The sequence below is a fragment of the Knoellia sp. 3-2P3 genome, from assembly GCF_029223115.1.
In the GTDB taxonomy this organism is placed as follows: domain Bacteria; phylum Actinomycetota; class Actinomycetes; order Actinomycetales; family Dermatophilaceae; genus Pedococcus_A.
In genome coordinates this window covers 88,074-108,852 of the sequence record NZ_JARGZE010000004.1, presented here as the reverse complement: position 1 = coordinate 108,852, position 20,779 = coordinate 88,074, and the positions used below count along the sequence as shown (strand labels likewise).

Annotated in this window: 16 protein-coding genes; 1 reads left to right on the top strand and 15 read right to left on the bottom strand. The window is 69.5% G+C overall.

Features of this window, described 5'->3' with window-relative positions:
* Positions 1-52: 52 nt before the first annotated feature.
* From rpsG to P0Y31_RS12925, 15 genes are all read right to left on the bottom strand, one after another.
* Positions 53-523, bottom strand: coding sequence for a 30S ribosomal protein S7 (rpsG, locus tag P0Y31_RS12995; RefSeq protein ID WP_275804916.1), 471 nt, complete (start codon positions 521-523; stop codon positions 53-55).
* Positions 523-897, bottom strand: a complete 375-nt coding sequence (rpsL, locus tag P0Y31_RS12990; RefSeq protein WP_056883290.1) for a 30S ribosomal protein S12 — start codon at positions 895-897, stop codon at positions 523-525. Before rpsL ends, rpsG begins: the two co-directional genes overlap by 1 nt.
* Positions 898-1,290: 393 nt before the next feature.
* Entirely contained in the window at positions 1,291-5,169 is a 3,879-nt protein-coding gene (locus tag P0Y31_RS12985) for a DNA-directed RNA polymerase subunit beta' (protein WP_275870057.1), read from the bottom strand.
* 134 nt (positions 5,170-5,303) lie between these two features.
* Positions 5,304-8,777: a DNA-directed RNA polymerase subunit beta gene (gene rpoB / locus P0Y31_RS12980; protein WP_275870055.1), complete on the bottom strand. Its 3,474-nt coding sequence runs from the start codon at positions 8,775-8,777 to the stop codon at positions 5,304-5,306.
* Positions 8,778-9,147: 370 nt separating this feature from the next.
* On the bottom strand, positions 9,148-9,852 hold the full coding sequence (locus P0Y31_RS12975) for a hypothetical protein (protein WP_275870053.1): 705 nt from the start codon (positions 9,850-9,852) through the stop codon (positions 9,148-9,150).
* Positions 9,836-10,471, bottom strand: coding sequence for a hypothetical protein (locus tag P0Y31_RS12970; protein WP_275870051.1), 636 nt, complete (start codon positions 10,469-10,471; stop codon positions 9,836-9,838). The genes P0Y31_RS12975 and P0Y31_RS12970 overlap by 17 nt, the downstream gene beginning before the upstream one ends.
* Entirely contained in the window at positions 10,468-11,748 is a 1,281-nt protein-coding gene (locus P0Y31_RS12965; RefSeq protein WP_275870049.1) for an MlaD family protein, read from the bottom strand. Before P0Y31_RS12965 ends, P0Y31_RS12970 begins: the two co-directional genes overlap by 4 nt.
* Complete coding sequence (locus P0Y31_RS12960; RefSeq protein ID WP_275870047.1) at positions 11,745-12,995, bottom strand: MCE family protein; 1,251 nt, start codon at positions 12,993-12,995, stop codon at positions 11,745-11,747. The genes P0Y31_RS12965 and P0Y31_RS12960 overlap by 4 nt, the downstream gene beginning before the upstream one ends.
* Positions 12,995-14,107, bottom strand: coding sequence for an MCE family protein (locus P0Y31_RS12955; protein WP_275870045.1), 1,113 nt, complete (start codon positions 14,105-14,107; stop codon positions 12,995-12,997). Before P0Y31_RS12955 ends, P0Y31_RS12960 begins: the two co-directional genes overlap by 1 nt.
* A 1-nt stretch (position 14,108) precedes the next feature.
* Positions 14,109-15,083 carry an MCE family protein gene (locus P0Y31_RS12950; RefSeq protein ID WP_275804933.1) on the bottom strand — a complete coding sequence of 325 codons (975 nt, stop codon included), beginning with the start codon at positions 15,081-15,083 and terminating at the stop codon, positions 14,109-14,111.
* A complete protein-coding gene (locus P0Y31_RS12945) occupies positions 15,080-16,099 on the bottom strand; it encodes an MlaD family protein (protein WP_275870043.1) in 1,020 nt (339 codons plus the stop codon). Before P0Y31_RS12945 ends, P0Y31_RS12950 begins: the two co-directional genes overlap by 4 nt.
* Positions 16,096-17,442 carry an MCE family protein gene (locus P0Y31_RS12940; protein ID WP_275870041.1) on the bottom strand — a complete coding sequence of 449 codons (1,347 nt, stop codon included), beginning with the start codon at positions 17,440-17,442 and terminating at the stop codon, positions 16,096-16,098. Before P0Y31_RS12940 ends, P0Y31_RS12945 begins: the two co-directional genes overlap by 4 nt.
* A gap of 2 nt (positions 17,443-17,444) precedes the next feature.
* Complete coding sequence (locus P0Y31_RS12935; protein ID WP_275870039.1) at positions 17,445-18,272, bottom strand: ABC transporter permease; 828 nt, start codon at positions 18,270-18,272, stop codon at positions 17,445-17,447.
* Positions 18,273-18,303: 31 nt separating this feature from the next.
* A complete protein-coding gene (locus P0Y31_RS12930; protein WP_275804940.1) occupies positions 18,304-19,074 on the bottom strand; it encodes an ABC transporter permease in 771 nt (256 codons plus the stop codon).
* Entirely contained in the window at positions 19,071-20,072 is a 1,002-nt protein-coding gene (locus P0Y31_RS12925) for an ABC transporter ATP-binding protein (protein ID WP_275870037.1), read from the bottom strand. The genes P0Y31_RS12930 and P0Y31_RS12925 overlap by 4 nt, the downstream gene beginning before the upstream one ends.
* 106 nt (positions 20,073-20,178) lie before the next feature.
* On the opposite strand from P0Y31_RS12925, the gene P0Y31_RS12920 reads away from it, so the two are divergent.
* On the top strand, positions 20,179-20,718 hold the full coding sequence (locus tag P0Y31_RS12920; RefSeq protein WP_275870035.1) for an N-acetyltransferase: 540 nt from the start codon (positions 20,179-20,181) through the stop codon (positions 20,716-20,718).
* Positions 20,719-20,779 lie beyond the last annotated feature (61 nt).

Sequence of the window (20,779 nt, the reverse complement as noted above, 5' to 3'; positions counted from 1 at the left end):
TGGTGCCGGCGGGCGGCCCGGGCCTGAGGGCCTGGGCCGCCGCCGGTCGCTGCTACCAGCGGTAGTGCGCGAAGGCCTTGTTGGACTCGGCCATCTTGTGGGTGTCCTCGCGACGCTTCACGGACGCGCCGAGGCCGTTGGAGGCGTCGAGGATCTCGTTCATGAGCCGCTCGGTCATGGTCTTCTCACGACGCTGGCGCGAGTAGCCCACCATCCAGCGCAGGGCCAGGGTGGTCGCACGGCCGGGCTTGACCTCGATCGGCACCTGGTAGGTCGCACCGCCGACGCGGCGGGACTTGACCTCCAGGGTCGGCTTGATGTTGTCGAGCGCCCGCTTGAGGGTGACGACGGGGTCGGTGCCGGTCTTCTCGCGGCAGCCCTCGAGCGCGCCGTAGACGATGTGCTCGGCGATCGACTTCTTGCCGTCGAGGAGGATCTTGTTGACCAGCTGGGTCACCAACGGGGACTGGTAGACCGGGTCGACGACGAGGGGGCGCTTCGGCGCGGGTCCCTTGCGAGGCATTACTTCTTCTCCATCTTCGCGCCGTAACGGGAGCGGGCCTGCTTGCGGTTCTTGACACCCTGGGTGTCGAGCGAGCCGCGCACGATCTTGTAGCGCACGCCGGGGAGGTCCTTCACACGGCCGCCACGCACGAGCACGATGGAGTGCTCCTGCAGGTTGTGGCCGACACCCGGGATGTAGGCCGTGACCTCGATGCCGCTGGTGAGGCGCACACGGGCGACCTTGCGCAGGGCAGAGTTCGGCTTCTTGGGGGTGGTGGTGTACACACGCGTGCACACGCCACGGCGCTGGGGCGAGCCCTTGAGGGCAGGAGTCTTGGTCTTGGTGACCTTGTCCTGGCGCCCCTTGCGCACAAGCTGGTTGATCGTAGGCAACCTGTTCTCCGTACGTCGTTGTGTCTGTTCGTGCCGGCGGGCGGACCCTCCGGCGCTCCTTGGTGTTGCCGTCTCCGACCCCCGCGCTCGGGTGTGTCTTCGACGGTGCTCTCCCCTGCACTCCCCACGCACGACCCGTGCTGCTTCGATCGTGGATTGCCCGGCGAGAGGTTGCGGCCGCTGCGCGCCCGGGTCTCCCCCGGCCCTGCGGCCTGCTTCGTGCCCGAGGCGCACCTCAGACACAGTGTTCAAAGATACCCGTTGCCCTGTGCCCTACCAAATCGGTTGGACGCTGCCCAGCCGCCACGGCGGCGAAGACGCGATTCGGGGTATTGCCGGGCGCTGTGGCGCTCGGCAATACCCCGAATGAGCTAAGGCGTCAGGCGACAGCCGTCAGTCCAGGCCCAGCTCCGCGTCGTCGAGGCGGATGGCCTCGCCGCTGCCCGGGCCGAAGACCGGGTACTCGTACTCGTAGCTCGGCATCGAGTAGACGGCGGCCTTCGCCTCCTCCGTCGGCTCCACCTTGATGTTCCGGTAGCGCGGGAGCCCCGTGCCGGCCGGGATGAGCTTACCGAGGATGACGTTCTCCTTCAGACCCAGCAGCGGGTCCGACTTGGCGTGCATCGCGGCCTCGGTGAGCACCCGGGTCGTCTCCTGGAAGGACGCGGCCGACAGCCACGACTCGGTCGCCAGGGACGCCTTGGTGATGCCCATGAGCTCCGGTCGACCGGAGGCCGGCTTGCCGGACTCGGCCACCACGCGGCGGTTCTCCTCCTCGAAGCGGCCGCGCTCGGCGAGCTCGCCGGGGAGCAGGTCGGCGTCGCCGGACTCGATGATCGTGATCCGGCGCAGCATCTGCCGCACGATGACCTCGATGTGCTTGTCGTGGATCGACACACCCTGCTGGCGGTAGACGTTCTGGACCTCGTCGACCAGGTGCATCTGCACGGCGCGCGGGCCGAGGATGCGCAGCACCTGCTTGGGGTCGATGGAGCCGACCGTCAGCTGGGTGCCGACCTGCACGTGGTCGCCGTCGCCCACCAGGAGGCGGGCCCGCTTGCTGACCGGGTAGGCGTGCTCCTCGGAGCCGTCGTCCGGGGTCAGCATGATCTTGCGGGCCTTGTCGGTGTCCTCGATGGTGACCCGACCGGTCGCCTCGGCGATCGGGGCGACACCCTTGGGGGTGCGCGCCTCGAACAGCTCGACGACACGCGGCAGACCCTGCGTGATGTCGTCACCGGCCACACCACCGGTGTGGAAGGTGCGCATCGTCAGCTGGGTGCCGGGCTCACCGATCGACTGGGCCGCGATGATGCCGACGGCCTCGCCGATGTCGACGAGCTTGCCGGTGGCCAGCGAGCGGCCGTAGCAGGCGGCACAGGTGCCGACCCGGCTGTCACAGGTGAGGACCGAGCGGACCTTGACCTCCTCGACGCCTGCGGCGACGAGGGCGTCGATGACCACGTCACCGAGGTCGATGCCGGCCTCGGCGAGCACCTGGCCGTCCTTCTCCACGTCCTCGGCGAGGGTACGGGCGTAGACGGAGGTCTCCACGTCGTCGTGCTCGACCAGGGCGCCGTCAGAGGTGCGCTGGGCGATCGGCATCTTCAGGCCGCGGTCGGTGCCGCAGTCGTCCTCGCGGATGATGACGTCCTGCGAGACGTCGACCAGGCGACGGGTCAGGTAACCCGAGTCCGCGGTACGAAGAGCGGTGTCGGCCAGACCCTTTCGCGAACCGTGCGTCGAGATGAAGAACTCGAGCACGGACAGGCCCTCGCGGAAGTTCGCGCGGATCGGGCGCGGGATGATGTCACCCTTCGGGTTCGACACCAGACCACGCATACCGGCGATCTGCCGCAGCTGCATCCAGTTACCGCGAGCACCCGAGGACACCATCCGGTAGATGGTGTTGGTCCGCGGGATGTTGGCCTCCATCTCCTTGGCGACCTCGTTCGTGGCCTGCGTCCAGATCTCGATGAGCTCCTGACGGCGCTCGTCGTCGGTGATCAGACCGCGCTCGTACTGCGTCTGCACCTTGGTCGCCTTGGCCTCGTAGCCCTCGAGGATCTCGGGCTTGCGCGGCGGGGTGACGACGTCGGAGATGGCCACGGTGGTGCCCGAGCGGGTCGCCCAGTGGAAGCCGTACTCCTTGAGCGCGTCGAGGCTCGCCGCGACCTGCACCTTGCTGTAGCGCTCGGCGAGGTCGTTGACGATCGCCGACAGGCGCTTCTTGTCCACCACCGCGTCGACGAACGGGTAGTCCACCGGCAGGGTCTGGTTGAACAGCGCCCGGCCGAGGGTGGTCTCGACGGTCAGCGCCGGCACGCGGCCCTGGTCGTCGGGCTCGAGGCCCTCGGGCAGCTCGGTGCCGGGGGCCGGCACCACGTCGGTCAGGCGCAGCTTGATCTTGCTGCCCAGCTCGAGCTCGCCGGCGTCGAAGGCCATGCGGGCCTCGGACACCGAGGAGAACGCCCGGCCGGCACCCTTGCCGTCCTCCACCTCGGTGGTGAGGTGGAACAGGCCGATGATCATGTCCTGGGTGGGCATGGTCACCGGGCGGCCGTCCGCCGGCTTGAGGATGTTGTTGCTCGAGAGCATGAGGATGCGGGCCTCGGCCTGCGCCTCTGCGGAGAGCGGCACGTGCACGGCCATCTGGTCACCGTCGAAGTCCGCGTTGAAGGCGGAGCAGACGAGCGGGTGGATCTGGATGGCCTTGCCCTCGACCAGCTGCGGCTCGAAGGCCTGGATGCCGAGGCGGTGCAGGGTGGGTGCGCGGTTCAGCAGGACGGGGTGCTCGGTGATGACCTCCTCGAGCACGTCCCACACGACCGGGCGGGCCCGCTCGACCATGCGCTTGGCCGACTTGATGTTCTGCGCGTGGTCGAGGTCGACCAGGCGCTTCATCACGAACGGCTTGAACAGCTCGAGCGCCATCTGCTTGGGCAGGCCGCACTGGTGCAGCTTCAGCTGCGGGCCGACGACGATGACCGAACGGCCCGAGTAGTCGACGCGCTTGCCGAGCAGGTTCTGGCGGAACCGGCCCTGCTTGCCCTTGAGCATGTCGGACAGCGACTTCAGCGGACGGTTGCCGGGGCCCGTGACCGGGCGGCCGCGGCGGCCGTTGTCGAAGAGGCTGTCGACGGCCTCCTGCAGCATCCGCTTCTCGTTGTTGACGATGATCTCGGGGGCGCCGAGGTCGAGCAGTCGCTTGAGGCGGTTGTTGCGGTTGATGACCCTGCGGTACAGGTCGTTCAGGTCGGAGGTGGCGAAGCGGCCACCGTCGAGCTGGACCATCGGGCGCAGGTCCGGCGGGATGACCGGGACGGCGTCGAGGACCATGCCGGTCGGCTTGTTGGACGTCTGCTGGAAGGCGGTGACGACCTTGAGCCGCTTGAGCGCACGGGTCTTCTTCTGGCCCTTGCCGGTGGCGATGATCTCGCGCAGCGACTCGGACTCGGCGTCGAGGTCGAAGGTCTCGAGCCGCTTCTGGATCGCCGCCGCGCCCATGCCGCCCTCGAAGTAGAGGCCGAAGCGGTCGCGCATCTCGCGGTAGAGGATCTCATCGCCCTCGAGGTCCTGGACCTTGAGGTTCTTGAAGCGGTCCCAGACCTGCTCGAGGCGCTCGATCTGCTGGTCGGCGCGCTTGCGGATCTGGTTCATCTCGCGCTCGGCCGACTCGCGCACCTTGCGGCGGGCGTCGGCCTTGGCACCCTCGGCCTCGAGCTCGGCGAGGTCGGACTCGAGACGCTTCGCGCGGGCCTCGACGTCGGCGTCGCGGCGGTTCTCGAACTCCTTCTTCTCGACCTCGATCTGGGCCTCGAGCGAGGGCAGGTCCTTGTGGCGCTGCTCCTCGTCGACCGAGGTGATCATGTAGGCAGCGAAGTAGATGACCTTCTCGAGGTCCTTCGGGGCCAGGTCGAGCAGGTACCCCAGGCGTGACGGGACGCCCTTGAAGTACCAGATGTGGGTGACGGGGGCGGCGAGCTCGATGTGGCCCATCCGCTCGCGGCGCACCTTGGCACGGGTGACCTCGACGCCACAGCGCTCACAGATGATGCCCTTGAAGCGGACCCGCTTGTACTTGCCGCAGTTGCACTCCCAGTCGCGGGTGGGGCCGAAGATGCGCTCGCAGAACAGGCCCTCCTTCTCCGGCTTGAGGGTGCGGTAGTTGATCGTCTCCGGCTTCTTCACCTCACCGTGGCTCCACTGGCGGATGTCCTCCGCCGTGGCCAGGCCGATGCGCAGCTCGTCGAAGAAGTTGACGTCGAGCACGTGGTTCCTTCTCTCGTGTCTCTTAAATCTGAAGTGGTCTGTCAGGGATGGTCCTTGGCGGGGCGCCGGTATGCCGTGGGCGCGCCTGGGGCGCGCTTCTCACCGGGGTGAGCACACGGCATACCGGCTTCCTGTCAGACCTCTTCGACGCTGCTCGGCTCGCGCCGGGACAGGTCGATGCCGAGCTCCTCCGCGGCGCGGAAGACGTCGTCGTCGGAGTCGCGCAGCTCGATCTGGCTGCCGTCGGAGGACAGGACCTCGACGTTCAGGCAGAGCGACTGCATCTCCTTGATGAGGACCTTGAACGACTCCGGGATGCCCGGCTCGGGGATGTTGTCGCCCTTGACGATGGCCTCGTAGACCTTCACGCGGCCGGTGACGTCGTCGGACTTGATCGTCAGCAGCTCCTGGAGGGCGTAGGCGGCGCCGTACGCCTCGAGTGCCCAGACCTCCATCTCACCGAAGCGCTGGCCACCGAACTGCGCCTTACCACCGAGCGGCTGCTGGGTGATCATCGAGTACGGGCCGGTGCTGCGGGCGTGGATCTTGTCGTCCACGAGGTGGTGCAGCTTGAGGATGTACATGTAACCGACCGACACCGGCTCCGGGAACGGCTCGCCGGAGCGGCCGTCGAACAGGTTCGCCTTCCCTGTGCCGTCGATCAGGCGCACGTCGTCGCGGGTCTTGAGCGTCGAGTCCAGCAGGCCGACGATCTCGTCCTCGCGCACACCGTCGAAGACCGGGGAGGCGACACGGGTGCCGGCCTCGGCCTTGCGGGCGTCCTCGGGGATGAGCTTGGCCCACTCCGGGTTGTCCGCGATCTCCCAGCCGCGGCTGGCGGCCCAGCCGAGGTGGAGCTCGAGGATCTGGCCGACGTTCATACGACCGGGCACACCGAGCGGGTTCAGGACCACGTCGACCGGGGTGCCGTCCTCCAGGAACGGCATGTCCTCGACCGGCAGGATCTTGGAGATGACGCCCTTGTTACCGTGGCGGCCGGCGAGCTTGTCACCGTCGGTGATCTTGCGCTTGTTGGCCACGTAGACGCGGACCAGCTGGTTCACGCCCGGGGGCAGGTCGTCGCCCTCGTCCTTGTCGAAGACCTTGACGCCGATGACGGTGCCGGTCTCGCCGTGGGGCACCTTCAGGGAGGTGTCACGGACCTCGCGGGCCTTCTCGCCGAAGATGGCGCGCAGCAGGCGCTCCTCCGGGGTCAGCTCGGTCTCGCCCTTGGGCGTGACCTTGCCGACCAGGAGGTCGCCGTCGCGGACCTCGGCGCCGATGCGGATGATGCCGCGCTCGTCGAGGTCGGCCAGGACGTCCTCGGAGACGTTCGGGATGTCCCGGGTGATCTCCTCCGGACCCAGCTTGGTGTCACGGGCGTCGACCTCGTGCTCCTCGATGTGGATCGAGGAGAGGACGTCGTCCTGCACCAGGCGCTGGCTGAGGATGATCGCGTCCTCGTAGTTGTGGCCCTCCCACGGCATGAACGCCACGAGCAGGTTGCGGCCCAGGGCCATCTCGCCGCCGTCGGTCGCGGGACCGTCGGCGATGACCGCGCCGGCCTCGAGGCGGTCACCCTCGGCAACCAGCACGCGCTGGTTGTAGGAGGTGCCCTGGTTGGAGCGCGCGAACTTCGCGATCCGGTAGGTGCGGGTGCCGCCCTCGTCGTTGGCCACCGTCACCAGGTCGGCTGAGACCTCGGTGACGACACCGGCCTGCTCGGCACGGACCACGTCACCGGAGTCCAGCGCCGCGCGGTACTCCATACCGGTGCCCACGAGCGGGGCCTCGGACTTCACCAGCGGCACGGCCTGGCGCTGCATGTTCGAGCCCATGAGCGCACGGTTGGCGTCGTCGTGCTCGAGGAACGGGATCAGCGCGGTGGCCGCCGACACCATCTGGCGCGGGGACACGTCCATGTAGTCGACGTCGACACCCGGGACGTAGTCGACCTCGCCACCCTTGGTGCGGACGAGGACGCGCTCCTCCGCGAAGGTGCTGTCGGCGGTCAGTGCCGCGTTGGCCTGCGCGATGACGTGGCGGTCCTCCTCGTCGGCGGACAGGTAGTGCACCTCGTCGGTGACCTTGCCGTACTCGACCTTGCGGTACGGGGTCTCGATGAAGCCGAACGCGTTGATCCGGCCGTAGGAGGCCAGCGAGCCGATGAGGCCGATGTTCGGGCCCTCAGGGGTCTCGATCGGGCACATGCGGCCGTAGTGCGACGGGTGGACGTCACGGACCTCCATGCCGGCGCGGTCACGGGAGAGACCACCCGGGCCGAGGGCCGAGAGACGACGCTTGTGCGTCAGGCCGGCCAGCGGGTTGTTCTGGTCCATGAACTGCGAGAGCTGGGAGGTGCCGAAGAACTCCTTGATCGACGCCACCACGGGGCGGATGTTGATCAGGGTCTGCGGCGTGATGGCCTCGACGTCCTGCGTGGTCATGCGCTCGCGGACGACGCGCTCCATGCGGGACAGGCCGGTGCGGACCTGGTTCTGGATCAGCTCGCCGACGTTGCGCAGGCGGCGGTTGCCGAAGTGGTCGATGTCGTCGACCTCGACCGAGACCTCGCCGGCGGCGCCCTCGAGGGTGGTCTCGCCGTTGTGCAGGGCCACGAGGTACTTGATCGTCGCCACGATGTCGTCGACCGAGAGCGTCGAGTGGCCGAGCTCGTCGGCCAGCCCCAGCTTGCGGTTGATCTTGTAGCGACCGACCTTGGCCAGGTCGTAGCGCTTCTCGTTGAAGTAGAGGTTGTCCAGCAGGGTCTGGGCGGCCTCCTTGGTCGGGGGCTCACCCGGGCGCAGCTTGCGGTAGATGTCGAGCAGCGCGTCGTCCTGACCGGCCGTGTGGTCCTTCTCCAGGGTCAGGCGCATCGACTCGTAGTCGCCGAACTCCTCGAGGATCTGCGCGTCGGTCAGGCCGAGCGCCTTGAGGAGCACCGTGACGGACTGCTTGCGCTTGCGGTCGACGCGCACGCCCACCATGTCGCGCTTGTCGATCTCGAACTCGAGCCAGGCGCCCCGGCTGGGGATCACCTTGGCGGTGTAGACGTCCTTGTCGGAGGTCTTGTCGGGGGTGCGCTCGAAGTAGACGCCCGGGCTGCGGACCAGCTGGGAGACCACGACGCGCTCGGTGCCGTTGATGACGAAGGTGCCGCGCTCGGTCATGAGCGGGAAGTCGCCCATGAACACCGTCTGGCTCTTGATCTCACCGGTGGTGGTGTTCATGAACTCCGCGGTGACGAACAGCGGGGCGGAGTAGGTCTGGTCGCGCTCCTTGCACTCCTCGATGGAGTACTTCACGTCCTCGAAGCGGTGGTCGCGGAACGACAGCGACATGGAGCCGCTGAAGTCCTCGATCGGCGAGATCTCCTCGAAGATCTCCTCGAGGCCGGAACGGTCGGGGACGTCGGTGCGGCCCTCGGCCTTGGCGGCTGCCACGCGGGCCTGCCAGCGCTCGTTCCCGAGCAGCCAGTCGAAGCTTTCCGTTTGCAGCGCCAGGAGGTCGGGGACCTCGAGCGGTTCGCGAATCTTCGCGAAGGACAGACGGCCGGAAGCCGTCCGTGCAGTGGACACAGTCTGAGTCGCGTTGCGCGAGGCAGCCAAGGATGGTCCTTCCACGGGCCTTTAGAACTGAGGTCTGCACTGGCGCCAGCTCTCGGTCCAACGCGAAGGCCGGCAACAGAACGTGCGGGAAGGCACGACCGGAGTTGGCGGACTCAGCGGGGGATCGAGGACAGGGCAGCGCAAAGCGACAGCATACCCGCAGGAGGGCAGGATAGTCCAACCGTGTCCAGCGGGGCGGCGAAAGCGCACAGCCCCCCGTCGACGGGAGTCCGGACTCGCGCTGCCGGTCAGGTGACGGCGACGCGGTCCTCGCGACGCAGATGAGGATGGCGGCAGCCGCGCCCCCCGTCAAGGCCGAACCCCGGCGCGGCGTGCCGCGCCGGGGTTCGGAGCACGGCTCCGGGGCCGCTCAGAACGCCTGGACGTCCGAGATCAGCCACCGCTCGCCCACCCGCGTGAGGGTCGCGATGACCCGGTTCTGGTCGACCGCGGGCTGCGCGGCGTCGGCGCCGACCGTCGCCTGGTTGACGAAGGCGAGCACCTTCACGCGGCCCTCGGCCTGCTCCATGACGCCGACGTCGGACACCCGGGCCTGCACGACGGTCTTGTTCTTGACCGCCAGCGGCTTGATGTCCTTGTCCATGGCCTGCGCGAACTCCTCCTTGAAGGAGCCGGTCAGCAGGCCCTCGATCTGGGCCGCCTGCGCGTCGATGCTCTTGTAGTTGTAGCTGAGCATCTGCTCGATCGACGTGCGGGCCGTGCTCGTGGCCGCCCGCGTCTGCGCCTCCTGGCCCGAGGGATCGCTCAGCGCGAGGCCAACCGACCCGGCGAGCAGGGCCGCCGCCAGGCCGAGCCCCACCAGCGGTGCCAGCAGCCTGCGCGGTGAGCTCGCCTGACCCTTCGGGGCCGCAGCCGGCTCGGGCTTCGCCTCGGGGGCCGGCTCCCGCGTGGGGGCTGCCGGGGTGACAGGCTCGGTGCGCTCCGGCCGGGCGGGCGGCAGCGGCGGTATGCCGTGGGCCCGCTGCCCCTGCGGACGCGTCCGCGAGCGCTGCCCGGCGACACGGGGACGCTGGCGCGTGCTGTTCCTGGCCACCTTGTCAGCCGACGAACTCAAGGTTCTCCACCTTCCACGCGTCGCTCACCTTCCGCAGCTGCAGGCGCATACGGTAGGTCTTCTTCTCGCCGTCGGGGACCGACGCGTTCTGCGTCGGCGCGACCACGCCGACCAGCACCACGGCGGAGTCGAGGTCGCCGGAGACCAGGGCGGCCTCGGTGCGCTCGGCCCGTGAGACCGTCTTGTTCTGCACCAGCACCTTCTTCAGCTCCTCGATCGAGCTGCTGTAGCTCTCGAGGAACGTGCCGGTCGCCCCTGCGCGCACTCGGGCGGTGTCGCGGTCGACGTGCTGGTGGTCGACGGTCACGAAGTTGACTGCCAGCTGTCGCGCCGCGGCGACCGCCTCGGCGCGGGCCTGCTGCGTCTGGTGCGCTGTCCAGGCCTCGCGTCCCAACGTGGCCCCCACGGCGATGGCCGCGACGAGGACCAGCGCCGCGAGGCCCCAGAGCCCCCGCGGGGTGAGGCGGGCGGACCGTGGCCCGGCTGCCTGCTGCGTGGTGGTGTCGGCTGTGTCGGCCCTGTCCGTTGCGTCGGCCGCCGGTCCCGTCCTGCCCCTGAGGAGCCTCGCGGGAACCGTGGCCTTCACCGCCCTCCCGGCCTGGGTGGTGATCGTGCTCATCGAGCAGCCTCCTTCATCATCCACAGCCACGACGGCTCGGCCTGTCCACCTCCCGTCGGTGGGAGGGGCACCGAGACATCGGGTGCTGCCGTGCCCAACGAGGCCGAGGCGCCCGGGGATACGGGCTGGCCGGCGATTGCCAGTGGAACCGAGGAGTTCGATGACCGCGCCCCGGAGGGGCCGGGGGCGTTCTGCGCCCCGCGCACGTTGCTGGACGAGCCCCGAGGGAGGGAGCAGCGGGCGCCGGTGTTGACCGGGGGCAGGCCCGTCGTGCGGGCGGGGTCGGTGCGCTTGGTTCCCTCGTAGCCCTGCTTGCAGACCGCGGGGTCGTGCGAGAGCACCAGGCCGAAGTGGGCGGTGCCGTCGCCCGGTACCACCGTGTAGCCTCCGGCGATCACGTCCGGGTAGGTGACGAGCAGCTGCTCGATGCCGTCGACCCGGGCGGTCGTGACCTGGCCGACGGTGATGAGGTTGGCCAGCAGGGCCGCGAGGCTCGACTGGTTCTCGCGGATGAGGCCGTCGAGCTCGCGTGAGGCCACGGCCCCCCGGTCGAGCACCATCCGCAGGTCGGCGTCCGAGGCCTTGAGGGTCTCGGAGAGGTTCGCGAAGTTCGTGGCGAAGGTCTTGATCTGCCCGGAGGTGTCGCGCTGGGTGTCGAGCACGATGCGCCCGTCCTCGATGAGCTTGACCGTCTCGGGCAGGGCCTCGGTCGCGGCGCGGGTCAGGGCGTCGCCGCTGTCGAGCATCCGCTGCAGGTCGGTGCCGCCGTCGGCGAAGGCCTTGCCGAGCTCGTCGACCACGATCCTGAGGTCGTCGCGGTCGACCGACCGCACCGTCCCGTCGAGGTGCAGCAGGAGGTTGTCGACGCGCACCGGGGTGCGGGTGTCCTTGCGCGCGATGGTGTCGCCGTCCTCGAGGCTCTTCCCGCCCTGCGAGCGCGGCTGGAAGTCGAGGTACTGCTCCCCGACGGCCGAGCGGTTCTCGACCACGGCGACGGTGTCCCTGGGGATCTGGACGCCGCGGCGGATCCGGGCGTCGACGATGACGCCGTCCTTGCCGAGCCGCAGGCGCTCGACCCGGCCCACCTGGACGCCGCGGTAGGAGACCTCGGAGCCCACGAAGATGCCGCCGGACTCGGCGAAGTCCGCGGAGACGAGGTACTGGCCTCCGACCACGCGGTCGTAGAGACCCACGTAGCGGGCGGACAGCACCGAGACGGTGACCAGGGTGATGAGCAGGAAGGCGATGAGCTGCACCTTCACCGAGCGGCGGATCATGCCTCACCTCCGTTGTACAGCGAGCGCCACGAGCCGTCCGAGGACGAGCTGCCGGACCCGGCCGACCCCAGGCAGGTGACCCCCGGCACGCACACGCCGCCTCCACCGCCCGGCGAGGTCGGGTCGGGGGTCTGCCCCGGCAGCGGCAGGTCCGGCACGTCGGGCAGCGGCACGTCGGGCAGCCCGGGCTCGCCTCCGGTCGGCGGCGCGGTCGGGATGCCGAGGTTGCCGGAGAGGTTGCGCATGTCGAGGTCGGCTGTGACGCGCAGGTTGGTGTAGTCGCCCTTCATCGCGGCCAGGGTGCCGTCCGAGAAGGGGTAGGTCAGCAGCAGCTGCATCGACGCCGGAAGGTCGTCGCCCGCCTTGTTCAGCTCGGCCAGGATGGGTGCGAGCGCCTCGAGGTTGGCCCGGGTGTCGGCCTTGGACTGCTGGATCACGTCGGTCCCGACCGCACCGAGCCGCTCGAGGGCGGTCAGCATCTCGACGAGCTGCTTGCGCTGGTCGGCGAGCACCTTCAACCCACCCGGCATGGCCTCGATGGCCCGGGCGATGTCCTGCTTCTGGGCCGCCAGGCGGGCCGAGAGCCTGTCGATGCCGTCGATGGCCCGCACGATCTCGCTCTTCTGCTCCTCCAGGCCCCCGACGAAGGTGTCGAGCTGCCCGATGAGGTCCTTGATCTCCTGGTCGTTGCCGCGCAGCGCGTTGTTGAGCTCGGCCTCGATGACCTTCAGCTGGGCGACGCCGCCACCGTTGAGCAGCAGCGACATGGCGCTGAGGACCTCCTCGACCTCGGGGTTGCGGCTCGTGCGGTCGAGCACGATGTTGTCCCCCTCGCCCAGCTCGCCGACCGCCTTGGCCGAGGCCGGGGGCGCCAGCTCGATGTACTTCTCGCCCAGCAGCGAGGTCTGCCTGATCTCGGCCGTCGCGTTGTCGGGCAGCTTCACGGTCTTCGGCAGCCGCAGGGTGACCCTGGCGGTCCAGCCGTTGAGCTCGATCTCCTCGACCGCGCCGACCGTCACCTGGTCGACCTTCACCGAGGACTGCGGCACGAGGTCGAGCACGTCGGCGAACTCGGCCGTGATCCGGTAGACGTCGCCGCGGGCGGCGGCGCCACCGGGCAGCGGCAGGTCGTAGGCGCCCTGGCAGCCGCCGAGGGCCGCTGCGGTCCCGGCCGCCACGAGGGCGGCGGCCGCCCGGCGGAGCCGGGCACCCGGCATCCGGTCTGCGGTGGTGGGCGTGGTGCTCATCAGTGCGTCCCTCCCAGCAGTCCGCCCAGCGTCGGGTCGGCGCCGCGCATCTGCAGCGAACTGGTCACCGGGGCGAGCGTGGTGTCGATGTCGCGGCACAGGTCGGTGTTGCCGGTGCCGGTCGGCCCGGTGACCAGGGAGCACAGCAGCAGGGCGGGGTCGTCGAACTGCTCCATGTTGGACCTGGTGTCGAGCGTGCCGGTCTTGGGGTTGTAGGCGTTCTGCAGGTTGCTGATGGCGACGGGCGCGTTGGTGAGGGTCTCGGCGAGGGCGTCGCGCTGCTTGGCGACCGTGCCGGTGACGGCCGCGAGCTGGTCGACGTTGGTCTTCACGCCGGTGCGGTTGTCCTTCACGAAGGTGGAGACCTCGTTGAGCGCGATCGCCAGGTTCCTCAGCGCGGCGGAGAGGTCGTCGCGCTCCCCGTCGAGCTGGGTGGACACCGTCGCGAGGTCCTTGTTGAGCCGGCGCACCTGCTGGTCGTTGGTGGCGAGCATCGAGGTGAGGGTCTGGAGGTTCTTGACCGTGCCGAAGAGGTCGTTCCGGCCGCCGCTGAGGGTCGCGAGGGCCTGCGAGAGGTCGCGGTTCATGTCGTGCAGCTGCTGCCCCTGCCCGTCGAGGTTCTTCGCCCCGGTGTCCAGCAGCCGCGAGAACGAGCCGTCCTTGTTGGCCCCCTGCGGACCGAGGGCGACGAGCAGGTCGTCGAGGCTCTGCGAGATGCGGTCGAGCTCGACGGGGACGGCCGTGCGGTCGGTGCCGATGTGGGCGCCGTCGGCCATCTTCGGGCCGCCCTGGTAGGCCGGGAACAGCTGCACGTAGCGGTCACTCACCAGCGAGGGCGCCACCACGGCCGCCTTGGCGTCCGCCGGCACGGAGTACGTGCGGTCGAACTCGAAGCTGACCAGGACCTTGTCGCCCTTCGGCACGACCTCGGTCACCTCGCCGACCTCGACGCCGAGGACCCGCACGTCCGAGCCCGGGAAGAGCCCGACCGCCCGGGTGAACTCCCCGGTGACACGGACCCGGTCGTTGCGCGGCCAGAAGGCGTAGGCGCCGGCCACGACCGCGACCACCACGAGGGCCGCGACGACCTTGGGTATGAGTCCGATGCGCATGTCACTTCACCCCCGGGGCGCCGACCGGCGCCGTGAGGTTGGCGATGTAGGTGTCGAACCACCGGCCGGTGCCCAGCACGTTGGAGAACAGCCGGGTGAACGGCGCCATCGCGGCGATCGTGTCGTTCAGGTCCTTCTCGTGCTTCTGCAGCACCGCGAGCACCTTCGTCAGCTGGTCGAGGGCCGGCTTGAGCTCCGCCCGGTTCTCCCGCACCAGCGCCGTCACCTGCTGGGCCATCGCCGAGGTGTTGGTGAACAGCGTGTGGATGGCGTCGCGGCGGGCGTTGAGCTCTTCCATGAGCAGGTCGGCGTCCTTGATGAGGGTCTCCAGGGCCTTGTTGCGCTCGGCGACGGTGCCGGTCACCGAGTTGGCGGCCGACAGCAGTCGCTTCAGCTCGGCGTCGCGGGAGGCGATGGTGCGCGAGAGGCGGGTGAGCCCGTCGAGCGCCGCCCGCACGTGCGGTGGGCTGTCCTTGAACTCGGTGGCCATGACGTCGAGCGAGGTCGCGAGCTGGTCGGTGTCGATGCGCTCGGCGGTCTGGGCCAGGTCGGTGAAGGCGTTGACGATGTCGTAGGAGGAGACGGTGCGCTCGAGCGGGATCTCGGAGCCCGCCCTCATCTGGCCCCCGCCGGCGGGCTCCAGCGAGAGGTACTTCTGCCCGAGCAGCGTCTTCATGCGCACCGACGCGGCGGTCTGGGGGCCGAAGGCCACGTCCTCGGTGATGCGGAAGTCGACGCGGACGTGGTCACCGGCCAGGTCGACGGCCTCGACCTTGCCGACCTTGACGCCGGCGATCCGCACGTCGTCTCCCTCGATGAGGCCGCCGGCCTCGCTGAAGGCAGCGCGGTAGGTGTCGCCGCCACCGATCAGGGGCAGGCTCTGCACGTTGAACGCCAGCGCCAGCAGCACCGCGATCACCAGCAGGCCGGCCGCCCCGATCGGGACGGGGTTGCGCTCACGGAAGGGGACGCTCATGAGCACCTCGCTGCAGTCACGGCATACGACGGGGAGACCGGGCCGGTGGGCAGCTTCACGGTGCCGTCGAAGCGGCACAGGTAGAAGTTGAACCACGAGCCGTAGGTCGCCGTGCGGGTGATCTGCGTGATCTTCTCGGGCGACGTCGAGAGGAACTTCTCGAAGGTCGCCGTGTTCTTCGGCTTGTTGAGGGTGGTCGAGAGCCTGCGCAGGTTCGCGATGTCGGCCTTGAGGGCGGGCCGGGTGACCTTGAGCAGGTCGGCCGTCTCGGCGGTCAGGGAGTTGATGTTCTCGAGCGAGGCCCCGATCGTCTTGCGGTCCTGCGCCAGGCCGGAGACGAAGCGCTGGAGCTGGTCGATGAGCTGCTTGAGCGCCGCGTCGTGCTCGTCGACAGTGGCGAGGACGGCGTTGAGGTTGCCGATGGTCCGGCCGATGACGGCGTCGCGGTCGGCCAGGGTCGAGGTGAGCGAGGCCGTCTTGGCCAGCAGCGAGTTGATGTTGCCGCCCTCGCCCTGGAGCACCGAGATGATCTGCCCGGACAGCTCGTTGACGTCCTTGGGCGAGAGTGCGGCGAACAGCGGCTTGAAGCCGTTGAACAGCACGGTCAGGTCGAGGGCCGACTGGGTGCGGTCGAGCCCGATCGTCGCGCCGTCCTTGAGGGCGGCAGAGTCCCCCACGCCCTGCGTCAGGGCCAGGTAGCGCTCGCCGACGAGGTTCCGGTACTTGATGGTGGCGTGGGTGCCCTGCGTCAGGACGCTGGACTTGGCCACGGAGAACTCGACGAGGGCGTTGGTGCGGTCGCGGTGCACCGAGACCTTCTCGATCTCGCCGACGCGGACCCCCGCGATGCGGACCTCCTGGCCGGCGGCCACACCGGTGACGTCCTCGAAGACGGCCTTGTAGGTCGCCTTGTCGCCGAGCTGCACGTTGGAGATCGTGGCCGCGAGGGTGCCGGTCGCCAGGAGCGTGGTCAGCGCGAAGAGGATGAGCTTGACGAGGCTGGACGAGGTCTTCATCGCTGGCTCACCACCGTTCCGCGGAGCATCGGGCCGGCGAGCAGGGTCGCGATGGCAGACGGACGCCCGGACCCGTCGCGCGACAGCAGGGCGGCCACGACCTTCTGTTCCTCCTCGGTGCCGGCGAGACCGGAGTCGGCCTCGGCGATGCCCACGGCCTTCTCGGTGGTGAACGCCGACGGCAGGGCGCTGCCGGCGCCGTTGCCCGAGGCCCCGTCGGTGCCGTCGTCGAAGGTGATGCCGGGGCGGGGGTTGGCCTGGCTGCCGTGCCGGTCGGGCAGGCCGTAGCAGTTGGGGCCACGCTTCTCGCCCCAGGCGGGCTCCTCCCCCGGCTTGTAGCCCGGCCGCTGGGGGGTGACCTCCAACGTGATGTGGAACTGCTCGTTCTTCCACGCCCCGTCGATGTGGGGGACCCAGTTGGTCAGCGCCGTCGCCATGCAGGGGTACTGAGGCGAGTACTTGGCGAACAGGGCCAGGCTCGGGCGGCCGACGCGACCGGCCTGGATGACCCGGTCACCGTTGCGCTCCAGGAACCGCGCCGTGGTGTTCGCGAACCCCGCCGTCCCGGCGAAGAAGCCCTTGAGGGAGTCCTGCTTCTGCACGATCGTCGTGTTCGTCGTCACCAGCGCCCTGGCCGCGCGGACCAGCTCGGGCGCCGCCACGGCATACGTGCTCGCCAGGTCTGCCAGCCCCGAGATGTCGGCCTGCAGCGCCGGCATGTGCGGGTTGAGCTCCTTGAAGTAGCGGTCCACCAGCACCAGGTTCTGCCCCAGCCGGGTGCCCCGGCCGTCGAGCGTGGTGGCCAGCGCGTTCAGCGTCGCGGCCAGCTTCTCCGGCTGGACCGCGCGCAGCAGCGGCAGCAGGTCCTCGAACACGCGCTCGAGCTCGATCGCCACGCTCGTGCGGTCCTGCCCGATCACGTCCCCGGCACGGATCGCGCGCCGCGGCGTCCCGGCCGGCGGGGCCACGAGGTCGACGTACCGCTCCCCGAACAGGGTCTTGGGCAGCAGCCGCGCCGAGACGTCCGCCGGGATCTGCGACACCATCTCCGGCTTCAGCGCCAGGGCCAGCCGGGCGCCGTCTCCGGTGGTCTCGATGCGGCGCACCTCCCCGACGATCAGGCCGCGCAGCTTGACGTCGCTGGACTCCTGCAGCTGCGACCCGATCCGGTCGGTCTCCAGGGACACCATCACCACGTCGGTGAAGACCTTCTGGAACGAGGCGACGGACAGCCCGATGAGCGAGGCGACGACCACGAGGAAGGCGACGCCGTAGGCACGGTCGCCCAGCCTGGAGATGAAGCCCCGGGCGGGTCCGACATTGGTGGCATTGGTCTGCGTCATGGCTAACCCGCGATCCTCACCGTGGTCGACGCACCCCAGACGGCCAGGGAGAAGAAGAAGTCGACGATGTTGATGGCCACGATCGACGTGCGCACCGCCTTGCCCACGGCCACGCCCACACCGGCCGGCCCGCCCGAGGCGGTGTAGCCGTAGTAGCAGTGGATCAAGATGATCACGACCGCGAAGACCATGACCTTGAGGAAGGAGTAGAGGACGTCGATCGGCGGCAGGAACAGGTGGAAGTAGTGGTCGTAGGTGCCCTTGGACTGCCCGAAGTACTCGGTGACGATGAACCGGGTCGCGCCGTAGGAGGACAGCAGGCCCAGGACGTAGAGCGGGATCACCGCGATGAAGCCGGCGATCATCCGGGTGGTCACCAGGAACGGCAGCGACGGGATGCCCATGACCTCGAGCGCGTCGACCTCCTCGGAGATCCGCATGGCCCCGAGCTGGGCGGTGAAGCCGCACCCGACGGTCGCCGCGAGGGCCAGGCCCGCCACGAGCGGGGCGATCTCGCGGGTGTTGAGGTAGGCGGAGATGAAGCCGGTGAAGGCGCCGGTGCCGAGCTGGTTGAGCGAGGAGTAGCCCTGCAAACCGACCTGGCTGCCGGTGAAGAAGGCGAGGAAGGCGATGACGCCGACGGTGCCGCCGATGACGGTCAGGGCCCCGGAGCCGAGGGAGACCTCCGCCAGCAGCCGGACGACCTCCTTCTTGTAGCGGCGGAGGGTGCGTCCGCTCCAGGCGAGCGAGCGCACGTAGAAGCGCATCTGTTCGCCGAGGCTGTCGAGGGCCTCCACCGGGCGGTGGGCGAGGTCCGTTGCTCTGCTCATCGCGGTTCTCTGTTCATCGTCGTCGCCCGCCTCAGATCTTCTGCGGGACGACTTGGAAGTAGATGGCGCTGACGACGAAGTTGACGACGAACAGGAACATGAACGTGATGACCACGCTCTGGTTCACCGCGTCGCCGACGCCCTTGGGGCCGCCGCCGGCCGTCAGGCCCTTGTAGGAGGCGACGACCGCGGCGATGAAGCCGAAGATCACCGCCTTGATCTCGCTGGTCCACAGGTCGGCGAGCTGGGCCAGGGCCGTGAACGAGGCGATGTAGGCGCCCGGTGTACCGCCCTGGATGATGACGTTGAAGAAGTAGCCGCCTGCGACGCCGACGACGGACACCAGCCCGTTGAGGAGCAGCGAGACGAGCATGGCGGCCAGTACGCGTGGCACGACGAGGCGCTGGATCGGGCTGATGCCGAGCACCTCCATCGCGTCGATCTCCTCGCGGATCTTGCGCGAGCCGAGGTCGGCGCAGATGGCCGAGCCACCAGCGCCGGCGATGAGCAGGGCGGTGACGATCGGTGAGGCCTCACGGATGACGGCCAGCACGCTGGCCGCCCCCGTGAACGACTGGGCGCCGAGCTGACGGGTGAGGGTGCCGAGCTGGAGGGCGATGACCGCGCCGAACGGGATCGAGACGAGCGCGGTCGGCACGATCGTGACCGAGGCGATGAACCAGCACTGCTGGATGAACTCCTTGGTCTGGAACGGCCGCTTCGGCAGGGCCCGGAAGACATCGAGCACGAGTGCGAACAGCGAGCCACTCTGGCGAAGGGCACCCACCGCGAGGTTGCTCACGACAGCACTCCCTCGCGCTCGGCGTGGGACTCCACGGACGAGGGGTGCACGCCGGGCACGCCCGCGTTGCCGGACTGGAAGGACCCGGGCGGCGGCGTGACACCGTTCTCGCGACACCACTGCCCCGCGGGGCGGGCGGTGCGCCGCACCGAGCCGTCGCTGGGCTCGAGCTGGAGGGCGATGGGCGGCAGCGGGGGGAGCTCCTGGCCCGACTCCGCGGCGAGCTCGTCGGCGTCCTTCTCCTCGGACATGCCGATCGGTCCGACCCGCTGGGCGTTGAGGAACTGCCGCACCACCGGCTCCTCCGAGCTGAGCAGCATCTCGCGCGGGCCGAACATCGCCAGGTGGCGGTGGTAGAGCAGGCCGATGTTGTCGGGCACCGTGCGGGCGGTGTTGATGTCGTGGGTGACGATGAGGAAGGTCGCCTCGATCTGCGCGTTGAGGTCGACGATGAGCTGGTTCAGGTAGGCCGTGCGCACCGGGTCGAGGCCGGAGTCCGGCTCGTCGAAGAGGATGATCTCCGGGTCGAGCACGAGCGCACGCGCCAGGCCGGCGCGCTTGCGCATGCCGCCGGAGATCTCGCCGGGCAGCTTGCCCTCGGCGCCCTGCAGGCCGACCAGCTCGATCTTCTCGGTGACGATCCGCCGGACCTCGGTCTCGTTCTTCCGAGTGTGCTCGCGCAGCGGGAAGGCGATGTTGTCGTAGAGGTTCATCGAGCCGAAGAGCGCCCCGTCCTGGAAGAGCACGCCGAAGAGCTTGCGCACCTCGTAGAGGTCGTGCTCGCGCAGGCGGGTGAGGTCCTGGCCCTCGATCCAGATCGAGCCGGCGTCCGGCTTCAGCAGGCCGACCAGCGTCTTGAGGAACACCGACTTGCCCGTGCCCGAGGGGCCGAGCATCACCGAGATCTCCCCGGCGGGGAGCGTGAGGGTCACGTCGTTCCAGATGGTCTGTGACCCGAACCTCTTGGTCAGGCCTTCGACCCTGATCTCAACGCCCACTGCTCACCTCGTCGTGATGGTGCCTTGTTGCCCGCGAGGGCCCCGGTCTCGCGCTGCTCAACGACCAGCGCCCACCGGGGTTACGGCCGCACGGCAGGATGGGCCGGTGATCATCCGGCGTGAGAGACCCCAGGACATCCCGGCCATCCGCGCCGTGACGGCGGCGGCCTTCGCCACCGCGGAGCACTCCGCTCCCCCGGTGGAGCCCGACGGGGCGCCCGGCGAGGCCACGCTCGTGACGTGGCTCCGCGACGACGAGGGGTGGATCCCGCAGCTCTCCCTCGTGGCCGAGGACGAGGACGGCGCGGTCGTCGGGCACGTGGTGTGCACTCGCGGCACGGTCGCGGGCGCCCCCGCCCTGGGCCTGGGCCCGCTCAGCGTCGACCCCCACCAGCAGGGGCGGGGGGTCGGCTCGGCGCTGGTGCACGCCGTGCTCGCCGCCGCCGACGCCCTCGACGAGCCGCTCGTGGCCCTGCTCGGCGACCCGGGCTACTACCGGCGCTTCGGCTTCCGTCCGGCCGCCGACATCGGGGTCCGCTCACCCGAACCCGCGTGGGGCGACCTGTTCCAGGCCCGCACGCTCACGGCACACGACCCGGGGCTCACCGGGACCTTTGCGTATGCCGCGCCGTTCAGCCGGTTCTGACCACGGCGGCCGCGCCGCCCGGGCATGCGAAAGGCGGGCCCGACCGTGAGGTCGGACCCGC

Coding starts and splice junctions, on each gene's coding strand:
- P0Y31_RS12945 (WP_275870043.1), bottom strand. CDS start 16,099: ATGAAGACCTCGTCCAGCCTCGTCAAGCTCATCCTCTTCGCGCTGACC.
- P0Y31_RS12950 (WP_275804933.1), bottom strand. CDS start 15,083: ATGAGCGTCCCCTTCCGTGAGCGCAACCCCGTCCCGATCGGGGCGGCC.
- P0Y31_RS12965 (WP_275870049.1), bottom strand. CDS start 11,748: ATGATCCGCCGCTCGGTGAAGGTGCAGCTCATCGCCTTCCTGCTCATC.
- P0Y31_RS12970 (WP_275870051.1), bottom strand. CDS start 10,471: ATGAGCACGATCACCACCCAGGCCGGGAGGGCGGTGAAGGCCACGGTT.
- P0Y31_RS12955 (WP_275870045.1), bottom strand. CDS start 14,107: ATGCGCATCGGACTCATACCCAAGGTCGTCGCGGCCCTCGTGGTGGTC.
- P0Y31_RS12940 (WP_275870041.1), bottom strand. CDS start 17,442: ATGACGCAGACCAATGCCACCAATGTCGGACCCGCCCGGGGCTTCATC.
- P0Y31_RS12960 (WP_275870047.1), bottom strand. CDS start 12,995: ATGAGCACCACGCCCACCACCGCAGACCGGATGCCGGGTGCCCGGCTC.
- rpsG (WP_275804916.1), bottom strand. CDS start 523: ATGCCTCGCAAGGGACCCGCGCCGAAGCGCCCCCTCGTCGTCGACCCG.
- P0Y31_RS12935 (WP_275870039.1), bottom strand. CDS start 18,272: ATGAGCAGAGCAACGGACCTCGCCCACCGCCCGGTGGAGGCCCTCGAC.